The organism is Streptomyces sp. NPDC093085, from assembly GCF_040683935.1.
Taxonomy (GTDB): domain Bacteria; phylum Actinomycetota; class Actinomycetes; order Streptomycetales; family Streptomycetaceae; genus Streptomyces.
The window spans coordinates 308827-329877 of record NZ_JBFBFB010000002.1 but is presented as its reverse complement, the minus strand read 5'-3'; the positions used below and the strand labels follow the sequence as shown (position 1 = coordinate 329877).

Sequence of the window (21051 nt, the reverse complement as noted above, 5' to 3'; positions counted from 1 at the left end):
GATCGCCCACGTCACGGAGCAACTCGCCCGACAACGTCCTGACTCTGCCGCGTCACCAGCCACTTTCCTTGGCAGTCTCCAGAGCTTCGAAAACCGTGAGCGAGTCGCGGAGCGCGGCGATGTCGTGGGTGCGTATGAAGTCCGCACCGCTGCGTGCGGCATACAGTTCCGCCGCCAGTGTGGCCGGACCGATTCCGGGAAGGCCGCTCCCGGTGAGCTCTCGCAGAAACGACTTGCGGGAGGGGGAGACGAGCACCGGTACGTCGAAGCGTGCCTTCAGCCGTTCGAGACCGGCCAGGGTCCTCAGCGACGGTTCGGGCGTGCTGCCCAGGAAATGGCCCAGACCCGGGTCGATGATCAGCCTGTCGTGTCCGATACCGGCCTGCTCCAGCGTGGCCAGGCGTTCGGCGAAGAACTCCTCTATTCCTCTGCATACTTCCGCGGGATCGGTCCGCACTCTGGTGGCCGGGCCGCGGCGCTGCACGGAGTGCATGACGACGAGTCGGCATCCACTGTCGGCGAGTGCACCGTACTGGGCGGGATCGTCGAAGCCCTGGATGTCGTTGAGATAGGTGGCGCCCCGTGCCGCGGCGAACCGTTGTGTCGAGGGCCGATATGAGTCCACCGATACAGGGATGCCCTCGGCGACCAGTTGGTCGATGACGTCTGCCAGTCGCTTCATCTCCTCGTCCTCGCTCACCTGCTGGGCTCCCGGATGGCTCGCGGCGGGCCCGAGCTCGATGACGCCCGCCCCCTCCGAGCGCAACCGGTGCGCATGGGACACAGCGGCCTGGGTGGTGAGGAACCTGTTTCCGTCAGAGAACGAATCCGTGGTCATGTTGACGATTCCGACCAGCGAGGGGCGGCGGATTCCCACAGGCGAGGTGTTCCCTGGCTTATCCATGGAGGTCAAGGTTCTGATAGATCTCTGTTGTCACCGTGGAGAAATTCATGGTCATGAAGTGGAGTCCGGGAGCCCCTTCGGCGAGCAGTCGGCTGCACATCGCGATGGCGTGGTCGATTCCGAGGGCCCGGACCGCTCGGGGATCGTCCTGCACGGCAACCATGGACTCGGCCAGCGGGGCGGGGATGACGGCGGTGGAGAGGGTCGGAATACGTTGCAGTGAGCGGATGGTGGTGACCGGCATGATCTCCGGGATGATCGGTGTCTCGCAGCCGGCCGCCGTCACCCGGTCACGGAAGCGCAGATAGTCCTCGACATCGAAGAACATCTGGGTGATGGCGTAGTCGGCGCCGGCCCGGCACTTGTTCACGAAGTGGCGGATGTCGCTGTCCCGATCGGGGGAGCGGGGATGCATCTCGGGGAAGGCGGCGACGCCGACGCAGAAGTTTCCTGACTCCTTGATCAGGCTGACCAGTTCACTCGCGTACTGGATGCCCCGAGGATGTTGTGCCCAGGGGCCGAGCGGGTCACCCGGCGGGTCTCCGCGCAGAGCGAGGACGTTCCGCACGCCCTGGTCGGCGTAGTGCCCCAGAATGTTGCGCAGTTCGGCGACACTGTGGTCCACCGCGGTGAGGTGCGCGACCGGGGTGAGCGTGGTCTCCTGGGCGATCCGCCCTGTGACGTTGACGGTCCGGCCTCGTGTCGAACCGCCGGCGCCGTAGGTCACCGAGACAAACGTAGGCGCCAGCGTCTCCAGTTTACGGATCGCGGTCCAGAGCCCGGCTTCGGCGGACGTGCTGCGTGGTGGCATGAATTCGAAGGAGTAGGAGTGACCTCCTCGTGCGAGGAGGTCGCGAATGGACAGTGCGCTGTCCGCCCTTGTACTGGGGATGCCGAGAGCCATGGGCTGCTGCTTTCTCTCAAGCCGGGGGCCGGGGGAGGAAGGCGGGTGCTTCCTCCCCCCGGCCTGCTGGGCTTGTGGTCAGGACGCGGTGAGTTCCTCGCGGACCGCGCGGGCGGCGGTGACCAGGTTCTCCAGGGACGCGCGGGTCTCGGGCCAGCCGCGGGTCTTCAGCCCGCAGTCGGGGTTGACCCACAGCCTCTCGGCGGGGATGGCCCGGAGGCCGGCCCGCAGCAGATCAGCGGCTTCCCGCGCGCTCGGCACGCGTGGGGAGTGGATGTCGTACACACCGGGCCCGGCCTCGCGCGGGTAGCCGTGGGCGGCGAGTTCGCGGGCGACCTGCATGTGGGAGCGGGCGGCTTCCAGGCTGATGACGTCGGCGTCGAGGTCGTCGATGGCCTGGACGATGTCGCCGAACTCGGCGTAGCACATGTGCGTGTGGATCTGGGTGTCCGGCCGCACTCCGGCCGTGGTGAGCCGGAACGCTTCCGTCGCCCACGCCAGGTACGCCGGACGGTCGGCGGCCCGCAGCGGCAGGGTCTCGCGCAGCGCGGGCTCGTCCACCTGGATGACCGAGGTCCCGGCCGCCTCCAGGCCGTTCACCTCGTCGCGCAGCGCGAGGGCGACCTGGCGGGCGGTGTCGCCGAGGGGCTGGTCGTCGCGGACGAAGGACCAGGCGAGCATGGTGACCGGTCCGGTGAGCATGCCCTTGACCGGGCGGTCGCTCAGCGACTGGGCGTAGGACGTCCAGCGTACGGTCATCGGTTCGGGGCGGGAGATGTCCCCGGCGAGGATCGGCGGGCGGACGTACCGGGTGCCGTAGGACTGGACCCAGCCGTGCTGGGTGGCGAGGTAGCCGGTGAGCTGTTCGGCGAAGTACTGCACCATGTCGTTGCGCTCGGGCTCGCCGTGCACCAGGACATCGATGCCGGTCCTCTCCTGGAAGGAGATGACCTCCTGGATCTCGGCCTTGATGCGCCTCTCGTACCCGGCGGTGTCGATCCGACCAGCGCGCAGGTCGGCGCGGGCCGTGCGCAGTTCGGTTGTCTGAGGGAAGGAGCCGATGGTGGTGGTCGGAAGCAGCGGCAGGCCGAGGTGGGAGCGCTGGGCCGCGGCGCGTTCGGCGTACGGCTGGGAGCGTCGCGCATCGGCGTCCGTCACGGCCTCGGAGCGGGCTCGCACGGCGGGGTCACGCGTGATGGGTGAGCTGGCGCGGGCGGCGAGGTCGGCACGGTTGGCGGCGATTTCGCCGATGATGGTGTCGGTGCCCTGGGCAAGGCCCCTGGCGAGGGTGACGATCTCAGCTGTCTTCTGCTTGGCGAAGGCCAGCCAGCGCCGGATCTGCGGGTCGATGTCCCCCTCGGTCGTGGCGTCCAGCGGGACGTGCAGAAGGGAGCAGGAGGCGGCGACATCGACGCGGTCGGCGAGCCCGAGGAGGGTGCCGAGAGTGGACAACGACTTCTCCAGGTCGTTGATCCAGATGTTGCGGCCGTTGACGACACCGGCGACCAGGCGCTTGCCGGGCAGTCCGCCCACGGCGGCGAGATCGTCGAGGTTGGCGGCCGCGGCGTCGGTGAAGTCCAGGGCGAGTCCGTCGACCGGCGCCTTGGCGAGGACGGGCAGGGCCTCGCCGAGCCGGTCGAAGTAGGAGGCCACCAGGAGCTTGGGCCGGTCGGTGAGGACTCCGAGGTCGCGGTAGGCGCGGGCGGCGGCGTTCAGGTCGGCCGGGGTGCGGTCCTGGACCAGGGCGGGCTCGTCCAACTGCACCCACTCCGCGCCCGCCGCGCGCAGGTCGGCGAGGACTTCCGCGTACACGGGGAGCAGCCGGTCCAGCAGGGTGAGCGGCTCGAAGTCCGCGGGTACGGCGGGGGCGGGCTTGGCGAGCAGCAGGTAGGTGACCGGGCCGATGAGTACCGGGCGGGCGCTCAGCCCGAGGGCGAGGGCTTCTTTCAGCTCGGCGACCTGCTTGGTCGAGTCGGCCGTGAAGACCGTGTCCGGGCCCAGCTCGGGCACCAGGTAGTGGTAGTTGGTGTCGAACCACTTGGTCATCTCCAGCGGCGCGACGTCCTGGGTGCCGCGGGCCATCGCGAAGTAGCCGTCCAGCGGATCGACGGCCACTGCGGCGCGGTGGCGCGCGGGGATCGCGCCGACCATGACGGTGGTGTCCAGGACATGGTCGTAGTACGAGAAGTCCCCGGTCGGGACCTCGGTGATGCCGGCATCCGAGAGCTGCCGCCAGCTGTGGGCGCGCAGGTCGGCGGAGGCGGAGCGGAGGGCGTCGGCGGGGACACGGCCCTTCCAGTAGCCCTCGATCGCCTTCTTGAGTTCCCGGTTCGGGCCTTGGCGGGGGTAGCCGTACACGGTGGCCCGTGCTGCCGCGGCTGCGGACTTCGTTGTCACGGAAATCTCCTTCGCGAGATATCTCCCTGGAATCCCGGGACAGGACGCGAGCGCGAAGGGGTGACGAACCGGACGGACCCGACCTCGCGCGGCACAGCGCGGTCATCCGCCTGATATGTACGCCGACCCGCCCACGAGGTCACCGGGATCTCCGCGCACGAATGGTTCGTACACGGGCAACGGGCAGGTCTTCGGACTCGCGAGCACGCCTTCCCGAGGAAGACACCTACTGGCCGTCGCTTCCCAGACCCTGTACGTCGGATCCAGTGCGTATGACGGCGGTCGTTCCCACTCACCGCTGCGGGGCAGTCCCGGATTCCCACCGGGTTCCCTCTTACGACGCGTCTGCCTGGAGGGCAGGGCGAACCAGCTGCACCGGCCAGGCTAGAGCGTGGACACCTCTTTGGTCGAGCACGTTCACATTCCGGAATGTGACATGGGACACAGGATCTTCCGTCTGGCCTTCAACGGGCACGATTGCCGAGACCGGCACCGGCCCCTACCGCCTCGCCGGAACCCCGAGCCGAGGAACCCGTTTGATGGCTCGGGACGCTCTCTTCCATAGTTGCGGTCGGCAACCAGGCAGGACGTTCTACCAGGAGGCACGTACTCATGCGGACTCTTTACGTCGTCACCCATCCGGAGGCGACCCACCACGTCGAGGGAACCGTCGGCGGATGGCATGATTCGCAGCTGACGTCCGCCGGCATCCGTGCGGCGGTCTCCATTGCCCAGGCGCTGCGCGTCCAGATCCCGGACGGCGCCGAGGTGGAGCTGTTCTCCTCGGATCTGCAGCGCACTCGGCGGACGGCCGATGAGGTGGCCGATGCGTTCGGTGTGCAGCCGGTCCTGGATCGCAGACTGCGGGAGAAGTCGTACGGCGAGGCGGAGGGAAGGCCGCAGAGGTGGCTCGACCGGCGCTTCATTCCACCGCCGGCTGTCGGAGAACGGATGGACCACGACGAGGGCGTGCAGGGTGCGGAGACCAAGGCCGCGTGGGCGCGGCGCATCTATACGGCCATGGACGAGATCCTGCGGAGCTCTTGCACATACCAGATTGTCGTGACGCACGGCGGCTCCCTGACGTGCGTCGTGGCGTCCTGGATCAAGATGCCGATCGAGTCGGCCGGCTATGTCAGTTTCCGGGCGCCCTCCGCCAGCATCACCACACTGCGCGAAGACGATTTCTTTCACAACCGTCAGGTCGTCACACTCGGTGACACCCGCCATCTCGGCAGTGCCAAAGCGGGCTGACCTCCACCTGGCCCGTTTCCACGGCTCGCCCCAGTGGAGTAGCGGGCTCTCCCCTGCGGTGACGTCACTTCTCGATCGGGCGCTTCTTCCGGGGCGCCAAGATCGCCGCCGGTGGACATCCGGTGGACAGGCGTGCGGCGCGCGTGCGGAGCGGTGGACGAACGGCTGGCTGCGGTCGGATGATGAGCGGCCGGTATCTCTGCGAACAGAGTTCGGTTCTTGGGAACTCAACCGGGGCGGTGCCGAACCTGTGGCATACATGGCATGAGTCCGTCCAGGTGTTGTGCGGATTGTGGAGAGTTTCGATGCTTTCATGTGTGCGGTGAGGTGTGACGGCCGTGGTGACGAGGCTCCTTGTGGTGGATTGCGGCAGTGAGGACGGAGGGGAGAAGGGCAGGGGCAGAGCGTCCGGGGGCAAGAACGCCCACCTCAAGTCAACTGCTTTCGTGGTCCGGCCTTAAGGGCCGGTGACCGGCCTCCCCGCCGTTGAGGATGACATCACCTGCAGATCACCCTCTGCGGACACGTGGCCGCTCGTCACTCCGCGACCGTCGCCTTGACGGTAATTCCGTGAGTGCCCCATTGGGTTGTTCGGCCACACCACCGCCGTAGGAGTGTCTGGTCGTGGCCTACGGCGAGCACACCGGCTCCGGTCGTGGCCCGGTAGTGCTCGACAGCTTCGACCAGCGCAGCGCTGGTGGAGGCGTCGAGCATGGCGGTCATCTCGTCGCAGATCAGCCAGCGGGGGCGCAGGACGAGGGCGCGAGCCAGGCAGGCGCGTTGGAGTTGGCCGTCGCTGACTTCGTGGGGGCGTCGGGTTAGCAGGTCGGGTGTCAGGCCGACGGTTGTGGACAGTTCCGTGACACGGTCGGGTGCTTCGTCACGGCGGCCCGTCGCGCGGAGTGGCGCTGCGATGAGGTCGGTGAGCCGTAGCCGGGGGTCGGCGGAGAGTCTGGGCTGTTGGAAGACGATGCCAATGGCGGTGCGTTGTGTGCGTGGGGCGCGGTGGCGCCAGCGGCGTACGGGCTCACCGTCCAGGAGCAGGGTGCCGGCGTCGGGGCGGTGCAGCAGGGCGGCGACACGGGCAATTGTGGATTTACCGCAGCCGCTGGGGCCCAGGAGGCCGACGGCCTCGCCGGACTCGATGGTCAGGGAGAAGTCCCGTACGACGGGGGCGTGTCGGTCGTAGCTGGCGGTGATGGAGCGCAGTTCAAGCACGGATGTCCTCCGGCACGTGCGGGTGGTGGCAGGCGACCGTGTCCGCCAGTTTCGGCTGGGCGTCACAGGCGTCGGTGGCCCGGTCGCAGCGGGCGGCGAAGGCGCAGCCGTCGGGGAGGTCGCCGAGTTCGGGGGGCATTCCGGGGATGGGGGTGAAGGCGCGGTCGGGCAGGGCTTGAAGCAGTCCGCGGCTGTAGGGGTGGCGGGGGCCGGGTGCGCCGAAGAAGGTGGACGCGTGGCTGAGTTCGATGATGCGTCCCGCGTACATGACCGCCACGCGGTCGGCGATGTGCTGGGCCGCCGCCAGGTCGTGGGTGATCATCAGCAGGGCCCGGCCGGTGTCATCCACATGGCGTCGCAGTTCGTCGACGGTGTGCTCGACGAGGTCGCGGTCGAGTCCGGTGGTCGGTTCGTCGGCGAGCAGCAGGGGCGCGTCGCCGACGAGGGCGAGGGCGGTGGCGGCGCGCTGGGCGAGGCCGCCGGAGAGTTCGTGGGGGTGGCGGTCGAGGTGGTCCGCGGGGAACGCGGCGCGGTCGGCGGCTTCCTCCGCGGCGGAGCGCAGGGCCGCACGGCCGCGGATCCCCTTCAGCGCGGCGACGGTTTCCTCCAGTTGGGAGCGGATGGTCCGTACGGGGGTCAGGTGTGCGGCCGGGCTCTGCGGGATGAGGCCGATACGGCGGCCCCGGACCGTGCGGGCCAGGGTGCGCTCGTCGGCTGCGAGCAGGTCGAGGTCGCCGAGGCGGGCCTCGCCCGCGGTCTGTGCGTTGGCGGGGAGCAGGCCGAGGAGCCCGGAGGCGAGGACGGACTTGCCGCAGCCGCTCTCGCCGATCAGGGCCAGGCACTCCCCCTTAGCCACGTCGAAGTGCGCGTCGGTGACGGCGGCGATGCGGCGCCCGCCGGGCATGAGGAAGCGCACCGACAGGCCGCGTACGGACAGGGCGGCGGCTCTCACAGCATCAGCTCCGATCGGCGGCGGGGGTTGATCCGTTCCCGCCAGGCCCCGGCAAGGCCGGCGATGGCGAGGGCCGGGACGATGAGGAACAGGCCGGGGAAGAGGGTGGGCCACCACTGTCCGGCTAGCAGCGAGCCGCGGGCGTTCTGGATGAGGTTGCCGAGGCTCGCCATGTGGCTGGGAAGGCCGAGTCCCAGGAAGGAGAGGGCCGACTCGTGCCACATCGCGTGCGGCACCATCAGTACGGCGGCCAGCGTGGCCTGCGGCAGCACCGCGGGCAGCAGGTGCCGTACCGCCACCCGCCACCTCGAAGCGCCACCGGATATCGCCGCGTCGATGTACGGGCGTGAGCGCAGGGACAGCACTTCGGCGCGGACGATTCGAGCGGTCGACACCCAGTGGGTGAGCCCGACCGAGATCACCACCGGCCAGAGGCCGGGGCGGAACATGGCAACGATGAAGATGCCGAGCAGCAGGTGGGGAACGGACGAGAAGGTGTCGACGAGCCGCATGATGCCCCGGTCGGCCCAGCCGCCGAGCGCCCCGGCGGTGGCGCCGACGGCGGTCCCGATCACGGTCGCGGTCAGGGCCGCCACCACTCCGACGAGCAGGGAGACCCTCAGGCCGTAGACGCAGCGGAGCAGCAGGTCCCGGCCGACGTCGTCGGTGCCGAACGGGTGTGCCCACGAGGGTGGTTGGAGTTTCGCCGCGAGATCGACCGCTTGCTGGTCGAGCTGGACCAGCGGCGGGACGAGCAGGACCGCGAGGACGGTCACGGCGACGAGCGTGAGGGAGGTGCGCACCCGGATGGTGCGGGTGGAGCGCCGGCGTGTGCCGTACGAGCGCCACTTCGGCTCGACGGCCGCCTCAGCCATGGGAGTCACATTTCACTGAGCTTCACCCTCGGGTCGAAGAGTCCGTAGAGCAGGTCGGCGAGCAGGTTGCCGGCCAGGACAGCCGCCGTCGCCAGCGTGGCGAGGGCGGCCAGGAGCGGGAAGTCGACGGCGGTGGCCGCCTCCACCGTGGCCGCGGCGATGCCCGGCCAGCTGAAGACGGTCTCCACCAGCAGGGCGCCGGTGATGAGTTCTGGTATGCGGGAGCCGATCAGGGTCAGGACCGGGAGCAGTCCGGAGCGCAGGGCGTGGCCGAGCAGGACGGTGCGTTCGCTCAGGCCGCGGGCGCGGGCTCCGCGTACCGGGTCCTCGGCCAGTGCGTCGGCGACGCCTTGGCGGACGTAGAGGGTGAACCATGGGAGTTGGGAGATGGCGAGGACTCCGGCGGGCAGCACGAGGTGGCTCGCCACCTGGTACGCGGTGACCTGTTCGCTGGCGGTGTCGGTCAGGCCACCGGCCGGGAGGAGATCCAGGCGGAGGGCGAACAGCCAGATCACGAGCAGGGCGGTCCAGAACACCGGGGCGGCGGAGAGGGTGTAGGCGAGGGAGGTGACCGTGCGGTCGAGCCAACCGGCCTGTCGGCGGGCGGCCAGCAGGCCGAGCGCGGTGCCCGTCAGCACGGCCACCGCGAACGCGACCGCGCACAGCAGCGCGGACCACACGAGGCGTTCGCCGATCACTTCGGCCACCGGCTGGCGCATCACGCTGGACTGGCCGAGGTCACCGGTGAGAGCGGAGGTCAGCCAGTCCCACCAGCGCCCGGTGAAGGGCTGGTCCACGCCGAGGTTGGCCCGCAGCCGGTCCAGGGTCTCCTGATCGGCGCCGAGGGCGGCGGTTCCGGCGTAGGCCCTGACGGGGTCGAACGGGGAGGCCGCGGCGATGGCGAACATGCCGAAGGTGACGAGGAGCAGGACCGGGGCGGCGAACAGGGCGCGCCGCCCGGTCAGCCGGGCCATGGCTTCCAAGGGCAGCGGGCTCACTGCTTGGGCTGCCAGTCCTCGAGGTTCCACCAGGGGCCGCTGGCGAAGCCGTGCTCGTGCGGTTCGAGTTGGGTGGTCAGGCCGGTCCAGCGGTCGGCGAGGACGTAGAGGTGGTCGATGTGGGTGAGGAAGGTGGTGCCGGGATTTTTCACCAGCTCGCGCTGGACCATGTCGTACGCCGTCTTCCGCGTCGCCTCGTCCTGGCTGCGGCGGCCGGTGCCGAGTGCCTCGTCCACGGCCGGGTTGTCGTAGTGGCCCATGTTGTTGAAGCCGTTGCCGGCGAGGGAGGAGTGCAGCAGTGTGTAGAGGCCGAAGTCGGGGTCGCCGGTGCTGCCGCCGCCGGCGAGGACCGCGTCGTCCTTCATCCGCGGCTCGATGACCTCCCAGGTGGCGCTCTCGGCCTTCACTTCAATGCCGGCCTTCTTGGCGTCGGAGGCGTAGGCGAGGGCGTGGTCCTGGCGGACCTTGTCGCCGGAGGGGTAGAGCAGGGTGAAGGCGGCTCGTCGGCCGTCCTTGGCGCGGATGCCCCCCTCACCGGTCTGCCAGCCTGCCTGTTCCAGGATCTGCCGGGCCCTGGCGAGGCTCTGCTCGCGTTCGATGCCCTTCGCGAACCATGGGTCGTCGACGGGCAGCGGCCCGTATGCCGGATGGCCGGCCCCGTCGAGGATCTTGTCCACCATGGCCTCGCGGTCCACGGCCACGTCGAGGGCCTGGCGGATCGCCTGGTCACCGGTGACCTTGTTCCCCGTGGGGAGGGTGACAGCGCGGAAGTCGCGGGACTCCGCGTCGTAGGTCTTCCTGTCCGCGTCGTTCTTGAAGGTGGCGGCGAGGTTGGGCGGGAGGACCGCGCCGTCCAGATCGCCGGAGCGCAGCCGGGTCGCTCGTACGTCGTCGTCCTCGATGATCGCCATGGTGAGCGTCTTCACCTCGGGCGCGCCGCCCCAGTAGTCGGGATTGGCCTTGAAGGTGAGCTTCTCGCCCTTGCTCCAGGCGGAGAGGACGTAGGGGCCGGTGCCGATCGGCTCGGTGTTGAAGGAGCCGGTGTTGGGGTCCTGATCGCCTGCCACATGCTCGGGGACGACAGGAAGGACCGTGCGGCTGGCAAAGGGCGAGTAGGGGTACTTGAGCGTGAAGACGACCTTGTCGTCACCGTCCGCCCGGACCTCCTTGATGGCGTCCAGTTCACTGCGGGCGGTGTTGTTGGTCTTCGCGTCGAGGACGGTCTCGTAGGTGAAGAGCACGTCGGCGGAGGTCAGTGGCTCGCCGTCGCTGAACTCGACGCCCTCACGCAGGGTGTAGGTGTAGGTCAGACCATCGTCGCCGACCTCGGGCAGCGCCTTCGCCAGCGCGGGGATGAGCTTCAGGTCGGCGTCCCGGGCGAGCAGCCCGTCGAAGATCTTGGAGTTGCCGTCCTTGCCGTAACCGAGCAGGGGACTGAGCGTGTCCGGCTCCGAGGCCACCCCGATCACCGCCGAGTCGCCTGACGTGCCACCGCCGGAACCGCCACCGGGCGCCGAACACGCGGCCACCGAGCTGACCACTGCCGCGGCGACGGCGGCACCTCGTATCCATCGGGCCGTCATGAGCCCACCCCCTGTTGCAGATAAATTGCTCTTGCGCACTATTTGCAGTTGAGGGTTACCCACGAAGGTCGCACATCAGTCCACGCTCCGCCCTCACCTCCGCAGCAGAAGGGCTCCCGCACGTCACGTCCGCACGGGAGCCCTTCGTCATGCTGCCTGCCGGTGAAGGTTGAGAAGACGATCACGAGCAGGACACTTGCCGCGCGTTACGTCGTCACGGCGCGAGGAGCAGGCTGTCGCCGCGCTCCTTGGCGGCGGCGTAGCGCCTGGCCACGTCCTGCCAGTTGACGACGGCCCACATCGCGTCGATGAAGTCGACCTTCTGGTTCTTGTACTGAAGGTAGAAGGCGTGCTCCCAGGCATCGAAGACCAGGATCGGGGTCGAGCCCTGGCCGACGTTGCCCTGGTGGTCGTAGACCTGCTCAACGACCAGCCGCCCGCTGAGCGGCTCGTAGGCGAGCACACCCCAGCCCGAACCCTGCGTGGTCGCCGCGGCCTTGGTCAGCTGCGCCTTGAAACCGGCGTAGGAGCCGAAGGACTCGGCGATGGCGTCCGCGAGGTCGCCCACGCCGTCGGCCTCCAGCGGCTCGCCGCCGCCGTCACCGGTCATGTTCTGCCAGTAGATGGAGTGCAGGATGTGCCCGGAGAGATGGAAGGCCAGGTTCTTTTCCAAGCCGTTGATCGACCCCCACGTCTCCTTGTCCCGCGCCTCCGCCAGCTGCTCCAGGGTGTCGTTCGCACCCTTCACATACGCCGCGTGGTGCTTGTCGTGATGCAGTTCGATGATCTCGGGGCTGATGACCGGGGCGAGCGCCGAGTAGTCGTACGGAAGCTCCGGGAGCGTGTACACCGGCATGTCCAACGTCCTCCGACATAATTGCGAATGATGTGCAACTGCACGCTAGCAGCAGAAGATATACGTTGCGGATCAGGCATTGGACCTAGGACTCTCGCCGTGTCGCAGCGAGAGCGGTCCCCACACGAGGAAGGCGCGCCGTGAGCACGGGCTCCCAGCCGGCACACCACGACACGACGGCACGGCCGCACCCCCGGCTACTGCTGCGACAACACGGCCTGCGCTGCACGCCGGGCAGACTGCGGATACTGACCCTCCTCTCCGAGTCGGGACGCCATCTCTCGACCACCGAAGCCTGCGCCCGCCTCGCCCAGAGCGGGGAGGCCATCCACCACACGACGGTCTACCGCACCCTGGAATCCCTGACGGCGATCGGCCTGACGCACGCGGTGCACGGCCCCGGCCCGGTGCGCTACGGCATCTCCACCGAGCCCCATCACCACACGGTCTGCCAGCAGTGCGGCGAGATCTCAGCAGTCGCCAGCGAGCACCTGAAAGAGGCGGCGGGAAAGATCGAGGCGCTGACCGGATTGCGGCCCGATTCCTCGGGATCGCTGCTCGTCTACGGACGGTGCGTCCGGTGCGGTTGAGGAAACCGGATGGATGCGGGGCGGCGTCCGACGGCACTGCCGGACGGAATGCCGCCCAGCACGCGGTTCGCGGTCAGTGAACCGACGGGCCGCCATTCAGCGTCCGCTCTCGTAACCACCTCGCGGGTCTGCTCCTGCAAGAGGATCACCGAGGGCGGGCACTGCAGCCGGCCCCGCTCCACATCATTGAAAGGCGGCCCGGTGTCCTGTGTGCAGTGCTCGGTGACGCCACGCGCCCACGTACCCCCGACGTCATCGGCCACCTGGCCGGCTCGGTCATCGGAACGACACGACCTGGCGGCAGGGGCGGCTCTGGCCTGGCGTGATCACGGCTTGGCGCCGCCGGGTCCGCAGACAAGAGCGGCTCCCCTTGTGAGAGTGGCGATCAGCAACTTCTTGCTCGGGTACACAAAACTCGGTTCTTATTGCACACTACCTGCAATAGCTATTTGCATGCAGGAAGGGGGCGAGGGTGAGTTCATCGATCGTGCTCGGGATCGAGTCGTCCTGCGACGAGACCGGCGCGGGTCTGGTACGGGACGGACGGCTGCTGGGCCATGCACTGGCGTCGAGCATGAACGAGCATGCACGCTACGGCGGGGTGGTACCCGAGATCGCTTCCCGGGCGCACCTGAACGCCCTTCGCCCGGTGATCCGGCAGGCGCTGGACGAGGCCGGACTGCGGCTTTCCGACATCGGCGCCGTCGCGGTGACCACCGGCCCGGGCCTGTCGGGCGCGCTCCAGGTGGGCCTGGCCGGGGCGAAGGGCATCGCCTACGCACTGGGCGTTCCGCTGTACGGCGTCCACCACCTCGCCGGTCACGTCGCGGCCGACACCCTGGAGCACGGCCCGCTGCCCAACCCGTGCATGGTGCTGATCGTCTCCGGCGGCCATACCTCGCTGCTGCTGGTCCGTGACCTGGTCCGCGATCCGATCGTCCATCTCGGGGACACCTTGGACGACGCCGCAGGGGAATGCTTCGATAAGGTCGCACGGGTCTTCGGGCTGCCCTATCCGGGTGGCCCGGCTATCGACCGGGCGGCGCGCGAGGGGGATCCACGCGCTGTCCCCTTCCCGCGCCCGCTGACGGGCCCGCGTGACGCCCCGTACGCCTTTTCCTTTTCGGGGCTCAAGACCGCCGCCGCCCGCTGGGCGGAGGGCTACACCGGCCGTGAGCTGCCCGTGACGGACGGAGCCGCCTCACTCCAGGAGGCCATCGCCGACGTACTGACCCGCAAAGCGGTGGCCGCCTGCGTCGAGCACCATGTCGGCACACTGATCGTGGTCGGCGGGGTCGCCGCGAACTCGCGGGTGCGGTCCCTCGCCGAGGAACGGTGCCGGGCCGCCGGCATCGAACTGCGCGTGCCGCCGCTGAGGCTGTGCACGGACAACGGCGCAATGATCGCAGCTATAGGCGACCTCCTCGTGCGCGCCGGGGCCGAACCCGCACCTCTGGATGTGTCGATCGACCCGTCGGCACCGCTGGAATACGCCGCCCTGTGTCCAGCTGCCTCGTTGGCGGGTGCGGCCTGATGGGCATCCGCGTCTTCAGGGGCACCGACCTTCTCGTCCACACAGACGCTCTGCACTCCGTGTACGTCCACGCCTTCTGCGTCCCGCCGTGGAACGAGGACGAGGAGAAGGCGGTCGAGTTCGCGGACCGGCTGCCCGCGAACGTACGGCGTCCGGGCTTCACCGCCGCACTCGCCTTCGCCGGCACCGAGGCCGTCGGCTTCGCCACCGCGTGGACCACCCCCGCCCCCTTTCCAACCGACCGCTGCTACCCCCAGGCCGCCGCCGGCCTTGGCCCCGCCCGCACCGTCGACTGGCTCTGCGGCGCCCGCGAGATCGACGAGCTCGCCGTCCGCCCCGGGGCCCGAGGCACCGGTCTCGCCGCCGACCTCCTGAAGGCGGTCACCGAGGACGCCCCCGAGGGCCGCTCCTGGCTGCTGACCTCCCTCCAGTCGTCGCGGGCGATGTCCTTCTACCGCGGCCAGGGCTGGACCCAGGTCACCCACCCCTCTCCCGCCGGCACGGGTGTCGTCGTCTTCCTGGGCCCCCGTCACCCCGCCCGTGCTCTGGCCCCTCAACCCATGTAAGGTTTCGAAGTCCCCCGTGTGCACTGCCGAGATCCGCCACCGCCTCCTCGACTTCTTCGCCGAGCGCGGGCGCACCGGCGTCCCCAGCGCCCCGCTGTCGCCCCCTGACCCGACGCTGCTGTTCATCAACGCAGGCATGGTCCCCTTCAAGCCGTACCTGACCGGTGAGGCGCGGACTCCCTGGCCGCGGGCGACGAGTGTGCAGAAGCGCGTGCTCACCCTGGACATCGAGGAGGTCGGCCGCACCACCCGGCGCGGCTTTTCCTTCCAGATGAGCGGCAATTTCTCCTTGCATTGACACGCGGCGGCCGGAGTGCCCGCAGGGCGCGGTTCAGTTTCCGGTCCGGGAAGTCGGCACGCGCATAGCCGAGCGACGCATGAGCCCAGAACTTGGCTTCCTTGGGCCGCAGGGCGATCCCGGGCACCTTTCCGGCCGCCGTGCGGACTCGCTCGTTGAGCTGGGCCATTCCGTCTTCCGGGTAGACAGCGACGGTGACCGCAGTGACTCCGGGCCATACCGGACCGAGCTGAACCTCGAAGGGGTTCCATGCCGGCCACCTCCGCTCGGAGGGCGTCGCGGAGCTGGTCCATCTGGTCGTCGTCGACAGAGTGATGGATGCCCTGGACGGCGAAGTACAGCCACTGTTCGGGGATCACGCCGAGCTGGGCGCCGTACTCGGCAAGCAGCTTGTGATGGGCGCGGGCATACGCGCGGAACTCCTCATGCTCGCTCAGGAGCACAAGGACGTGTGGGAAGGGACCGCCTCCGTTCCAGATCTTGCTGGGGCGAAGAAGTTCCCCAATGTTGCTCTCCTCAACGCCTCGTCAGGGAGCTACAGTTCGATGCGGTTGATCACGATCCCTGAATGGGCTCCGACTGCGGTCCCGTGAAGGACCACGGTCCATCAGGTGCCGTCTCGGTGCTCACCGAAGGTTCTTGCACCAGGGAAGATCTCCGTACGCCCGGCTGACGGCATTTGCCAGCCAGTGTCGCTGCCCGGCGTCGAGTGCTGGCAGTGCGGCCCGGAAGTCCTCTTCGTCCTTCGGCCGAGGTCGGTGGGCTTTGTAGAAGAGCTGGACCTCTGGCGCCAGGTAGGGAACGCCTTCTGGGGAGTGCCTGCCCAAGAGGTCGACGGGGCGCCTGACCTGAGCACATCGTCTGGAAACCCAGTCCCTCCCCTCCGCCTCGTCAAGCATGATCTGGATCTGCCAGGGCTTCGAAGGACCGGGACGACACCAGATATCGTGAATCTCGGCGGACAAGATCTCTCCGGGCACCCACGGCCTGAGAGTCCCAGGCGGGTCGGCTGCCCACCACTCCCATGCAGGCAGCATTTGCTGAACGACTCGTTGGTCGCGCCGCAGCAACAAGACATCGACATCGCTGTGCTCTCGGAACGAGTAGCCGACCGCGAGCTCGATGGCGTAACCCCCGGCGACCCACCAGGGGACATCGACCGATGAGAACAGTGTCGCTACATCGGCCAGGGCAGCTGGCTCCCACGGCCCCCACGGCGTCTCAGTGCGTGTCATTCGGCGAGGGTACTGCTACACAATCATTCACGGAATTGCGGGCAGAGCCAATCTCGCAGACTTTCATCACGGTAGCGACCACGGCTCGTCAACGCTGAGATTTCCCGATAAGCCCTGGTCGTCACCCCGGAGATGATGTCCCACTCAAAGCGACCATGGTGGGCGTCGGGAACTTGGCTTGCGGGGCGATTCCGCAGGGGTGCGAGATTATTCGGCCACGTGAGGAACTGTAGAAGACCTACAACTCGTGTGGCGCCCCTTTGCGGCCTCTTCGGTAGCCCCTCCGGTGGCCAGCCGGTGGCCGGACGCCTTTGGACGACGTAATACGAGGTGGCACATACCAATCAGCCTCACATGCTCCGATCAGGCAGAACGTCATTCAGCAGCACGGCCGCGCACCGCACAGCACGAACGCTCACGGTCTTGTAATGCGTAGGTCTCGGGTTCCAATCCCGAAGGCGGCTCAGTCGAAAGCCGGGTCAGACACCGTCCGGCCCGGCTTTCGACTGAGCCGATCCCTTCTTGCGGCCGGGCCGGGTTCCTCGGATCGCGCCGCCCGGTCCAAGGGGAGCGCATCTGCGCAGCCGGTGTGCGGAAGGGTGCGCGGGCGGGAGCCTTTGAAACCCCTTCCGGCCCTGTCTGTCAGTTCCTCCAGCAGTAGCTAAGGGATTGGAGGGAAGCACCAAAACCTGTGGTGGGAGACCAGGGTGCGAGGACTCCTTATTAGCGGTTTCCCCTCAAGATGTCATCGAGGTTCCTCTCCTCCACGTACCTGGCCCAGGCGGACGGCCTTTGGTGAGCTGGCAGTCTGCGGAGGTACCGCTGAAGGCTGTAACCCGCCCACTTCCGCTGTCGGCGCCTTTCCCGGTCAGGTTCTGCGAGGTCGCACCAGGCTTCCTCCCATGAGGCAACGGCTGAGGGGGCTACGACGCCGCAAGTCTCGATGATCGTCATTACGAGCTCGAGTGGCGCACTGCGCTCGCCGCGAAGTATCGCTCCGATAGTGGAGCGCTTCAGTGTGCCGTGACTCCTGAGCCCAATCTCTCGCTGGGAGAGCTTCGCCCCTCGAATCGTTTCCTGGAGAGCATCCAGAAACTCCCTGTGGGTGCGCATCCCGTCAGGCGGTCCCCCGGCGGCTCGAACTGACTGACCCCTCCGCCTGATCGCCACCGCTTCACCCCTGACGGCCATCATGGTGTGCTCGTCCAGGCCGAGAGATCGGGCCATCAGCTCCGTCACAGCCCGAGAAGGGATCCCTCGCCCGGATAGCGCCCGCGACACGGTTGACGAGTCCCGGCCGATTAGCACCGCCAGCTGACCGTAGGTCAGGCCCCGTACAGAGAGCTGGCCCTCCAGTAGGTTGATCAGGCGGGCATTCACGGGCTCCCACTGCTTCCGTGATCCGTATCCCTCCGTGAGCATCGCACCCCTCCCGGGTTCGCTGGGCCGTAGGCCGACCCGTGACCGGCAGTAGCGTGCCAATCTCGTCCCGCCTGGGCCAAGTTGGGAGAGCCTTCTCCAGCGGCAATGGCCACGAACAAGACCTTTGGTTCAGAGGGTGCAGGATTTGATGCCGGTATGTGCCGATATGGCGAGTGGTTACCTGTGAGTAGAAAAAAGGGTTGCATTTCTGGCGCACGCATCCTCAGGGCCTTCTGTTCCAGAGGTAGTGACCGCCGCTGTGCGCGGGGTCGTCGCCCATTTCGTCGGCACCATGGCGAAGCGGGTCGGGCCGGACGAGGACGAAGCCGCCCACCTGGTCACCTCGGAGGTCGTGGCCGACGTCATCGTGACGGCGACCGCCGAGCGGAAGCCAGCAGCCGTCCCGCCTCACGCCGTCCGGCCCGTCCGGCGTGGACGACCGGCTGGTGAGTGTCGTGTCGAGTCGCTGGGGTACCTGCTCATGGTCACCGCGCAGGCCGGCAAGTAAGCCAGCTGGCCGGCGACGGCCCGGCGGCAGTCCCACTGTTGGACCTCGGCACCGAGATTGGCAATCGCCGCAGGCCAGCGGATACTCCGCCGATATGGAAACGTGATCAAGCGGCTGCTGCGGTACCGGGTTCCGGCAGGACGAGGACCTCGCCGACCGGCCGGCCCCAGGTTGCCCACCGTTGGAGAGCTGCCCGGTCGATCAGGTGGTTCCCTGTCCTTCGGTGAATGGCCGGGCCGACTTCGAGAAGCCGCCGTTCGTGACCGCGATCACGATGTCCGCCCGGTGAATCTGCCGCTCCGCCGCGCGAGCAGTCGGCGGCCAGCGACTTGCAGAGCACGCAGCACCGCCATCTCGGCCACAGCTACCACCACGGTCTCACGAGTGCCCTAGTCCATGATCATCCTACCGGATCTCTGAGACGTGCTGCGGCCGGAGGAAAGGCACCAGCGGGGCCGGCATGATCCCGGGGGACTCGAGCAGCTCCCACTGGCAGCCCGGCACCTTCTCATCGAGATCGCGGAGCGCCTGCCGCATCAGCAGCAGCATCAGGGAGTCCCTCGCCCGGTCCGACGGGGACCAGTGCTGATCGCCCACCTCGGCCATCAGCACCATCCCCGACACGAAGGTCCTGCCCATCAACCACTCGAAGGCCGCATCGCTCAGCTCGTTGGCCGCCAGCTCCGTCTCGACCCGGTCGCACAGGTCCAGTGCCCACTCCCGGGTCGCCCCGCTCGCCGCCCAGGCGCCCCGCAGATCGTTCAGGTTCGCTGTCACCGCCAGACCGACCAGGGTGTCGAGAACGGGCCCGTCGGGGACGGTACTCATCCCGCCGTCGGCGAGGAACACCTCCTGGGAGGCATCCGGAACGTCCTCGACCGTGTACTCGGCCAGGGACGCCCCGGGGTTGCCCCACCCCGCCGGCTGCATGGCCCGCAGCACAGCACCGATCCCCTGCGGCGTGACGGAAGCACCCCCGCGCAGCACCGTGGTCACCGCTGCGGCCGCCACCTCCCCACCGGACGGACTCGACGGCTCCGGGTTCCGGTCCAGGCCGGCCAGCTCCGGGGGAGGCCACACCACCCCACGGGCACGCATGTACCGGGCGATGCCCTCGTCGATCCGCCGCGCCCGCGCGGGAATCAGCCGGACCCGCTGCCCGGAGGCGACCACCTCGTCGGCGACACGCTCCGCCCACTCTTCCTCGTCCTCCCCGGTCTCCGGATTCTCCTCGCCGAGGCCGGTCCCGTGCCCCCGCACGGCCTTCTCGAAGGCATTTCGTATGGCCGCCTCCGGCACTGGATGCCCCTCGCCGAACAGCGCCAGCGCCAGATGAGAGGGCCGGGCACCCCTCCGTGCCAGCCGGGCGAGCGCCACGACCAGGCCGAACGCCTCATCATTCGGAACCGACGCACTCCCGCGCCCCCGGCCCAGCGCCCGCACCGTGTGCCCCTGCAGCAAACCCGCCCGCCGCCACAGCGCAAGCCGCTTCACCGACACCATCAAATCGTGCCGAAGAGCATGGTCGATAAGCTGCTGATCAGCGGAAACCGGATCACCCGTAGAAGACATGCCGCGAACCTACCCACACCGCCGGAAGCAGGACGCGGTTTTGGACATAGAGCCCTCCCACCTTTATCCAGGCGAGGCGCACGGGGCCTGGTGATCTAGGGGAACCGCCGGAGCACACGGCCCGGCAAACGACCAGGAGACCACCATGATCACCACCCTCACCGACCTCCTCCCCGCGACGGGACCCCTGCCCTGGGCACTGATCACCGCCCTGTGTATCTGGATCACCGTCTACATCGTCATTGTCGGCGTCGCCCTGCTCCACCCCCGCCGCGCCCGACGGCGGGAAGCCCGCAAGATCCTCGACTGCCACTTCCCCCTCTCCAGGACCCTGTGACCTCCCCGGCCAGGTGTCTGTGGGATGGTGACACGGACCGTTCAGGAGCCACCGGCCAGTCGCTGACGGGACATCGCCGGTCATGGGCAGCCACCAGGGGAGTGCACGGGGAGCGGGGACGCCTTTGGACAGTGCAACACGGACCGGCACCCGCCGGACCGGCACCAGTGGTCTGATCAGGCAAAACGGTACTCGGCAACACCAGCCGACACAGCCCGGCACGATCAGTAGCGTGCTCGTCATGCGTAAGTCTCGGGTTCGAAACCTGAAGACAGCGCTGGCCCGGTTGAGGGTCAGAGCTGCAGGCGCCCCCGGTCGCACATGGTGGTTTCAGGAACCGGGAGCCGTCTCCTCCAGGAAACGTTCCACCTCGCGGGCCATGCCGGAATCAGCCGCTGACGCGCGAGAGTTCCTTCCCGTTGAGCCCTCGTGGATGCCGAGTCCGCCGACCCAGACGTATCCGAACGCTTGCTCACCGTCGATCTCTGGACTGATTTGGATGTCCAGTTGCCGCAACTGCGCGGGGTGTGCAGCGGCGTAGACGGTGGCCGTCGCCCGCCGTTGCGGGTAGAGATTGAAGCCTCGGATGTCGCTGGAGCCGTACTCATCCACGAAGGCGCCGTGGCCGTCTCGTCCCACACGGACTTCAATGTGGCGGGGATGGTCGCACAAATCGATGGAGAGGTGTGTGGAACGGCGATTCTCGAACGTCACCTGGAACGAGACGTACGTCAGCCCCTTCGCCTCGTCCCTACGACTCTGCGGAGGCACTCCCCTCGTGAGGGTGTGCACCCGTACACGCAGGCCTTGCCCACTCATCGGACTGATAGTCCTGCCAGTCTCCGATGACGTTCGGCGCTTCCATGATCCCCCTCTGACTGATCACGTCAGCTTACGTCCCGCGTTCGTCTCCCCCGCTGCGTGGAGCGGAGGAGAGGGCCTTGAAGGTTATGCCGAACGGTGGCTTCGCCGGTCCCTTCGAGGGACTGGGACCCTGGTCCCGGAAGGCTGCTTGCGCAGGGATATCCCAGGGACTATCACGTCTGTC

Annotated in this window: 20 protein-coding genes, 1 pseudogene and 1 riboswitch; of the genes and pseudogenes, 8 read left to right on the top strand and 13 right to left on the bottom strand. The window is 68.3% G+C overall.

Annotated elements, in window-relative coordinates; translation table 11 throughout:
• Positions 1 to 52 precede the first annotated feature (52 nt).
• The 3 genes from folP to metE all read right to left on the bottom strand — a co-directional run bounded on the left by folP (position 53) and on the right by metE (position 4205).
• On the bottom strand, positions 53 to 904 hold the full coding sequence (gene folP / locus AB0O07_RS08090; RefSeq protein WP_365628807.1) for a dihydropteroate synthase: 852 nt from the start codon (positions 902 to 904) through the stop codon (positions 53 to 55).
• Positions 897 to 1808 carry a methylenetetrahydrofolate reductase [NAD(P)H] gene (metF, locus tag AB0O07_RS08085; RefSeq protein WP_365628804.1) on the bottom strand — a complete coding sequence of 304 codons (912 nt, stop codon included), beginning with the start codon at positions 1806 to 1808 and terminating at the stop codon, positions 897 to 899. Before metF ends, folP begins: the two co-directional genes overlap by 8 nt.
• Before the next feature lie 78 nt (positions 1809 to 1886).
• Entirely contained in the window at positions 1887 to 4205 is a 2319-nt protein-coding gene (gene metE / locus AB0O07_RS08080; RefSeq protein ID WP_365628802.1) for a 5-methyltetrahydropteroyltriglutamate--homocysteine S-methyltransferase, read from the bottom strand.
• 164 nt (positions 4206 to 4369) lie between these two features.
• Positions 4370 to 4573: riboswitch (cobalamin riboswitch) on the bottom strand.
• A 244-nt stretch (positions 4574 to 4817) separates the two neighbouring features.
• Between metE and AB0O07_RS08075 the strand changes: the two genes are divergently transcribed.
• Entirely contained in the window at positions 4818 to 5459 is a 642-nt protein-coding gene (locus AB0O07_RS08075; protein WP_365628799.1) for a histidine phosphatase family protein, read from the top strand.
• A gap of 537 nt (positions 5460 to 5996) precedes the next feature.
• On the opposite strand, the gene AB0O07_RS08070 is transcribed toward AB0O07_RS08075, so the two are convergent.
• The 6 genes from AB0O07_RS08070 to AB0O07_RS08045 all read right to left on the bottom strand — a co-directional run bounded on the left by AB0O07_RS08070 (position 5997) and on the right by AB0O07_RS08045 (position 11941).
• Positions 5997 to 6677, bottom strand: coding sequence for an ATP-binding cassette domain-containing protein (locus tag AB0O07_RS08070; protein WP_365628796.1), 681 nt, complete (start codon positions 6675 to 6677; stop codon positions 5997 to 5999).
• Positions 6670 to 7581: an ABC transporter ATP-binding protein gene (locus AB0O07_RS08065; RefSeq protein ID WP_365630258.1), complete on the bottom strand. Its 912-nt coding sequence runs from the start codon at positions 7579 to 7581 to the stop codon at positions 6670 to 6672. The genes AB0O07_RS08070 and AB0O07_RS08065 overlap by 8 nt, the downstream gene beginning before the upstream one ends.
• Positions 7582 to 7625: 44 nt before the next feature.
• Positions 7626 to 8504, bottom strand: coding sequence for an ABC transporter permease (locus tag AB0O07_RS08060; protein ID WP_365628793.1), 879 nt, complete (start codon positions 8502 to 8504; stop codon positions 7626 to 7628).
• A 5-nt stretch (positions 8505 to 8509) separates the two neighbouring features.
• Positions 8510 to 9478, bottom strand: coding sequence for an ABC transporter permease (locus AB0O07_RS08055; protein ID WP_365628790.1), 969 nt, complete (start codon positions 9476 to 9478; stop codon positions 8510 to 8512).
• A 20-nt stretch (positions 9479 to 9498) separates the two neighbouring features.
• Positions 9499 to 11085, bottom strand: a complete 1587-nt coding sequence (locus AB0O07_RS08050) for an ABC transporter substrate-binding protein (RefSeq protein WP_365628787.1) — start codon at positions 11083 to 11085, stop codon at positions 9499 to 9501.
• Between the two features lie 214 nt (positions 11086 to 11299).
• Positions 11300 to 11941 (bottom strand): superoxide dismutase, encoded by a 642-nt coding sequence (locus tag AB0O07_RS08045; RefSeq protein ID WP_365628784.1) that lies wholly within the window; start codon positions 11939 to 11941, stop codon positions 11300 to 11302.
• A gap of 140 nt (positions 11942 to 12081) precedes the next feature.
• Here AB0O07_RS08045 and AB0O07_RS08040 point away from each other — a divergent pair, with 140 nt between their 5' ends.
• From AB0O07_RS08040 to AB0O07_RS08020, 5 genes and pseudogenes are all read left to right on the top strand, one after another.
• On the top strand, positions 12082 to 12531 hold the full coding sequence (locus AB0O07_RS08040) for a Fur family transcriptional regulator (RefSeq protein WP_365628781.1): 450 nt from the start codon (positions 12082 to 12084) through the stop codon (positions 12529 to 12531).
• Between the two features lie 472 nt (positions 12532 to 13003).
• Entirely contained in the window at positions 13004 to 14065 is a 1062-nt protein-coding gene (tsaD, locus tag AB0O07_RS08035) for a tRNA (adenosine(37)-N6)-threonylcarbamoyltransferase complex transferase subunit TsaD (RefSeq protein WP_365628779.1), read from the top strand.
• Positions 14065 to 14631 carry a GNAT family N-acetyltransferase gene (locus tag AB0O07_RS08030; protein WP_365628776.1) on the top strand — a complete coding sequence of 189 codons (567 nt, stop codon included), beginning with the start codon at positions 14065 to 14067 and terminating at the stop codon, positions 14629 to 14631. Before tsaD ends, AB0O07_RS08030 begins: the two co-directional genes overlap by 1 nt.
• Before the next feature lie 16 nt (positions 14632 to 14647).
• A pseudogene (locus AB0O07_RS08025) lies at positions 14648 to 14920 on the top strand (alanine--tRNA ligase-related protein); the annotation flags it as partial.
• A gap of 323 nt (positions 14921 to 15243) precedes the next feature.
• Positions 15244 to 15522 carry a hypothetical protein gene (locus tag AB0O07_RS08020; RefSeq protein WP_365628774.1) on the top strand — a complete coding sequence of 93 codons (279 nt, stop codon included), beginning with the start codon at positions 15244 to 15246 and terminating at the stop codon, positions 15520 to 15522.
• 33 nt (positions 15523 to 15555) lie between these two features.
• On the opposite strand, the gene AB0O07_RS08015 is transcribed toward AB0O07_RS08020, so the two are convergent.
• Both AB0O07_RS08015 and AB0O07_RS08010 read right to left on the bottom strand, forming a co-directional pair.
• Entirely contained in the window at positions 15556 to 16164 is a 609-nt protein-coding gene (locus AB0O07_RS08015) for an amino acid transporter (RefSeq protein WP_365628771.1), read from the bottom strand.
• A 723-nt stretch (positions 16165 to 16887) separates the two neighbouring features.
• The gene (locus AB0O07_RS08010) at positions 16888 to 17646 is read right to left on the bottom strand and encodes a helix-turn-helix transcriptional regulator (RefSeq protein WP_365628768.1); all 759 of its coding nucleotides are present in this window, start codon (positions 17644 to 17646) and stop codon (positions 16888 to 16890) included.
• 187 nt (positions 17647 to 17833) lie between these two features.
• On the opposite strand from AB0O07_RS08010, the gene AB0O07_RS08005 reads away from it, so the two are divergent.
• Complete coding sequence (locus tag AB0O07_RS08005) at positions 17834 to 18094, top strand: hypothetical protein (RefSeq protein WP_365628765.1); 261 nt, start codon at positions 17834 to 17836, stop codon at positions 18092 to 18094.
• Positions 18095 to 18499: 405 nt separating this feature from the next.
• Here AB0O07_RS08005 and AB0O07_RS08000 read toward each other — a convergent pair whose 3' ends face one another.
• Positions 18500 to 19555, bottom strand: a complete 1056-nt coding sequence (locus AB0O07_RS08000) for a hypothetical protein (protein ID WP_365628762.1) — start codon at positions 19553 to 19555, stop codon at positions 18500 to 18502.
• Positions 19556 to 19811: 256 nt separating this feature from the next.
• Between AB0O07_RS08000 and AB0O07_RS07995 the strand changes: the two genes are divergently transcribed.
• Entirely contained in the window at positions 19812 to 20003 is a 192-nt protein-coding gene (locus tag AB0O07_RS07995; RefSeq protein WP_365628759.1) for a hypothetical protein, read from the top strand.
• Between the two features lie 330 nt (positions 20004 to 20333).
• Here the strand turns inward: AB0O07_RS07995 and AB0O07_RS07990 are convergent, their stop codons facing one another.
• On the bottom strand, positions 20334 to 20717 hold the full coding sequence (locus AB0O07_RS07990; protein ID WP_365628756.1) for a hypothetical protein: 384 nt from the start codon (positions 20715 to 20717) through the stop codon (positions 20334 to 20336).
• Positions 20718 to 21051 lie beyond the last annotated feature (334 nt).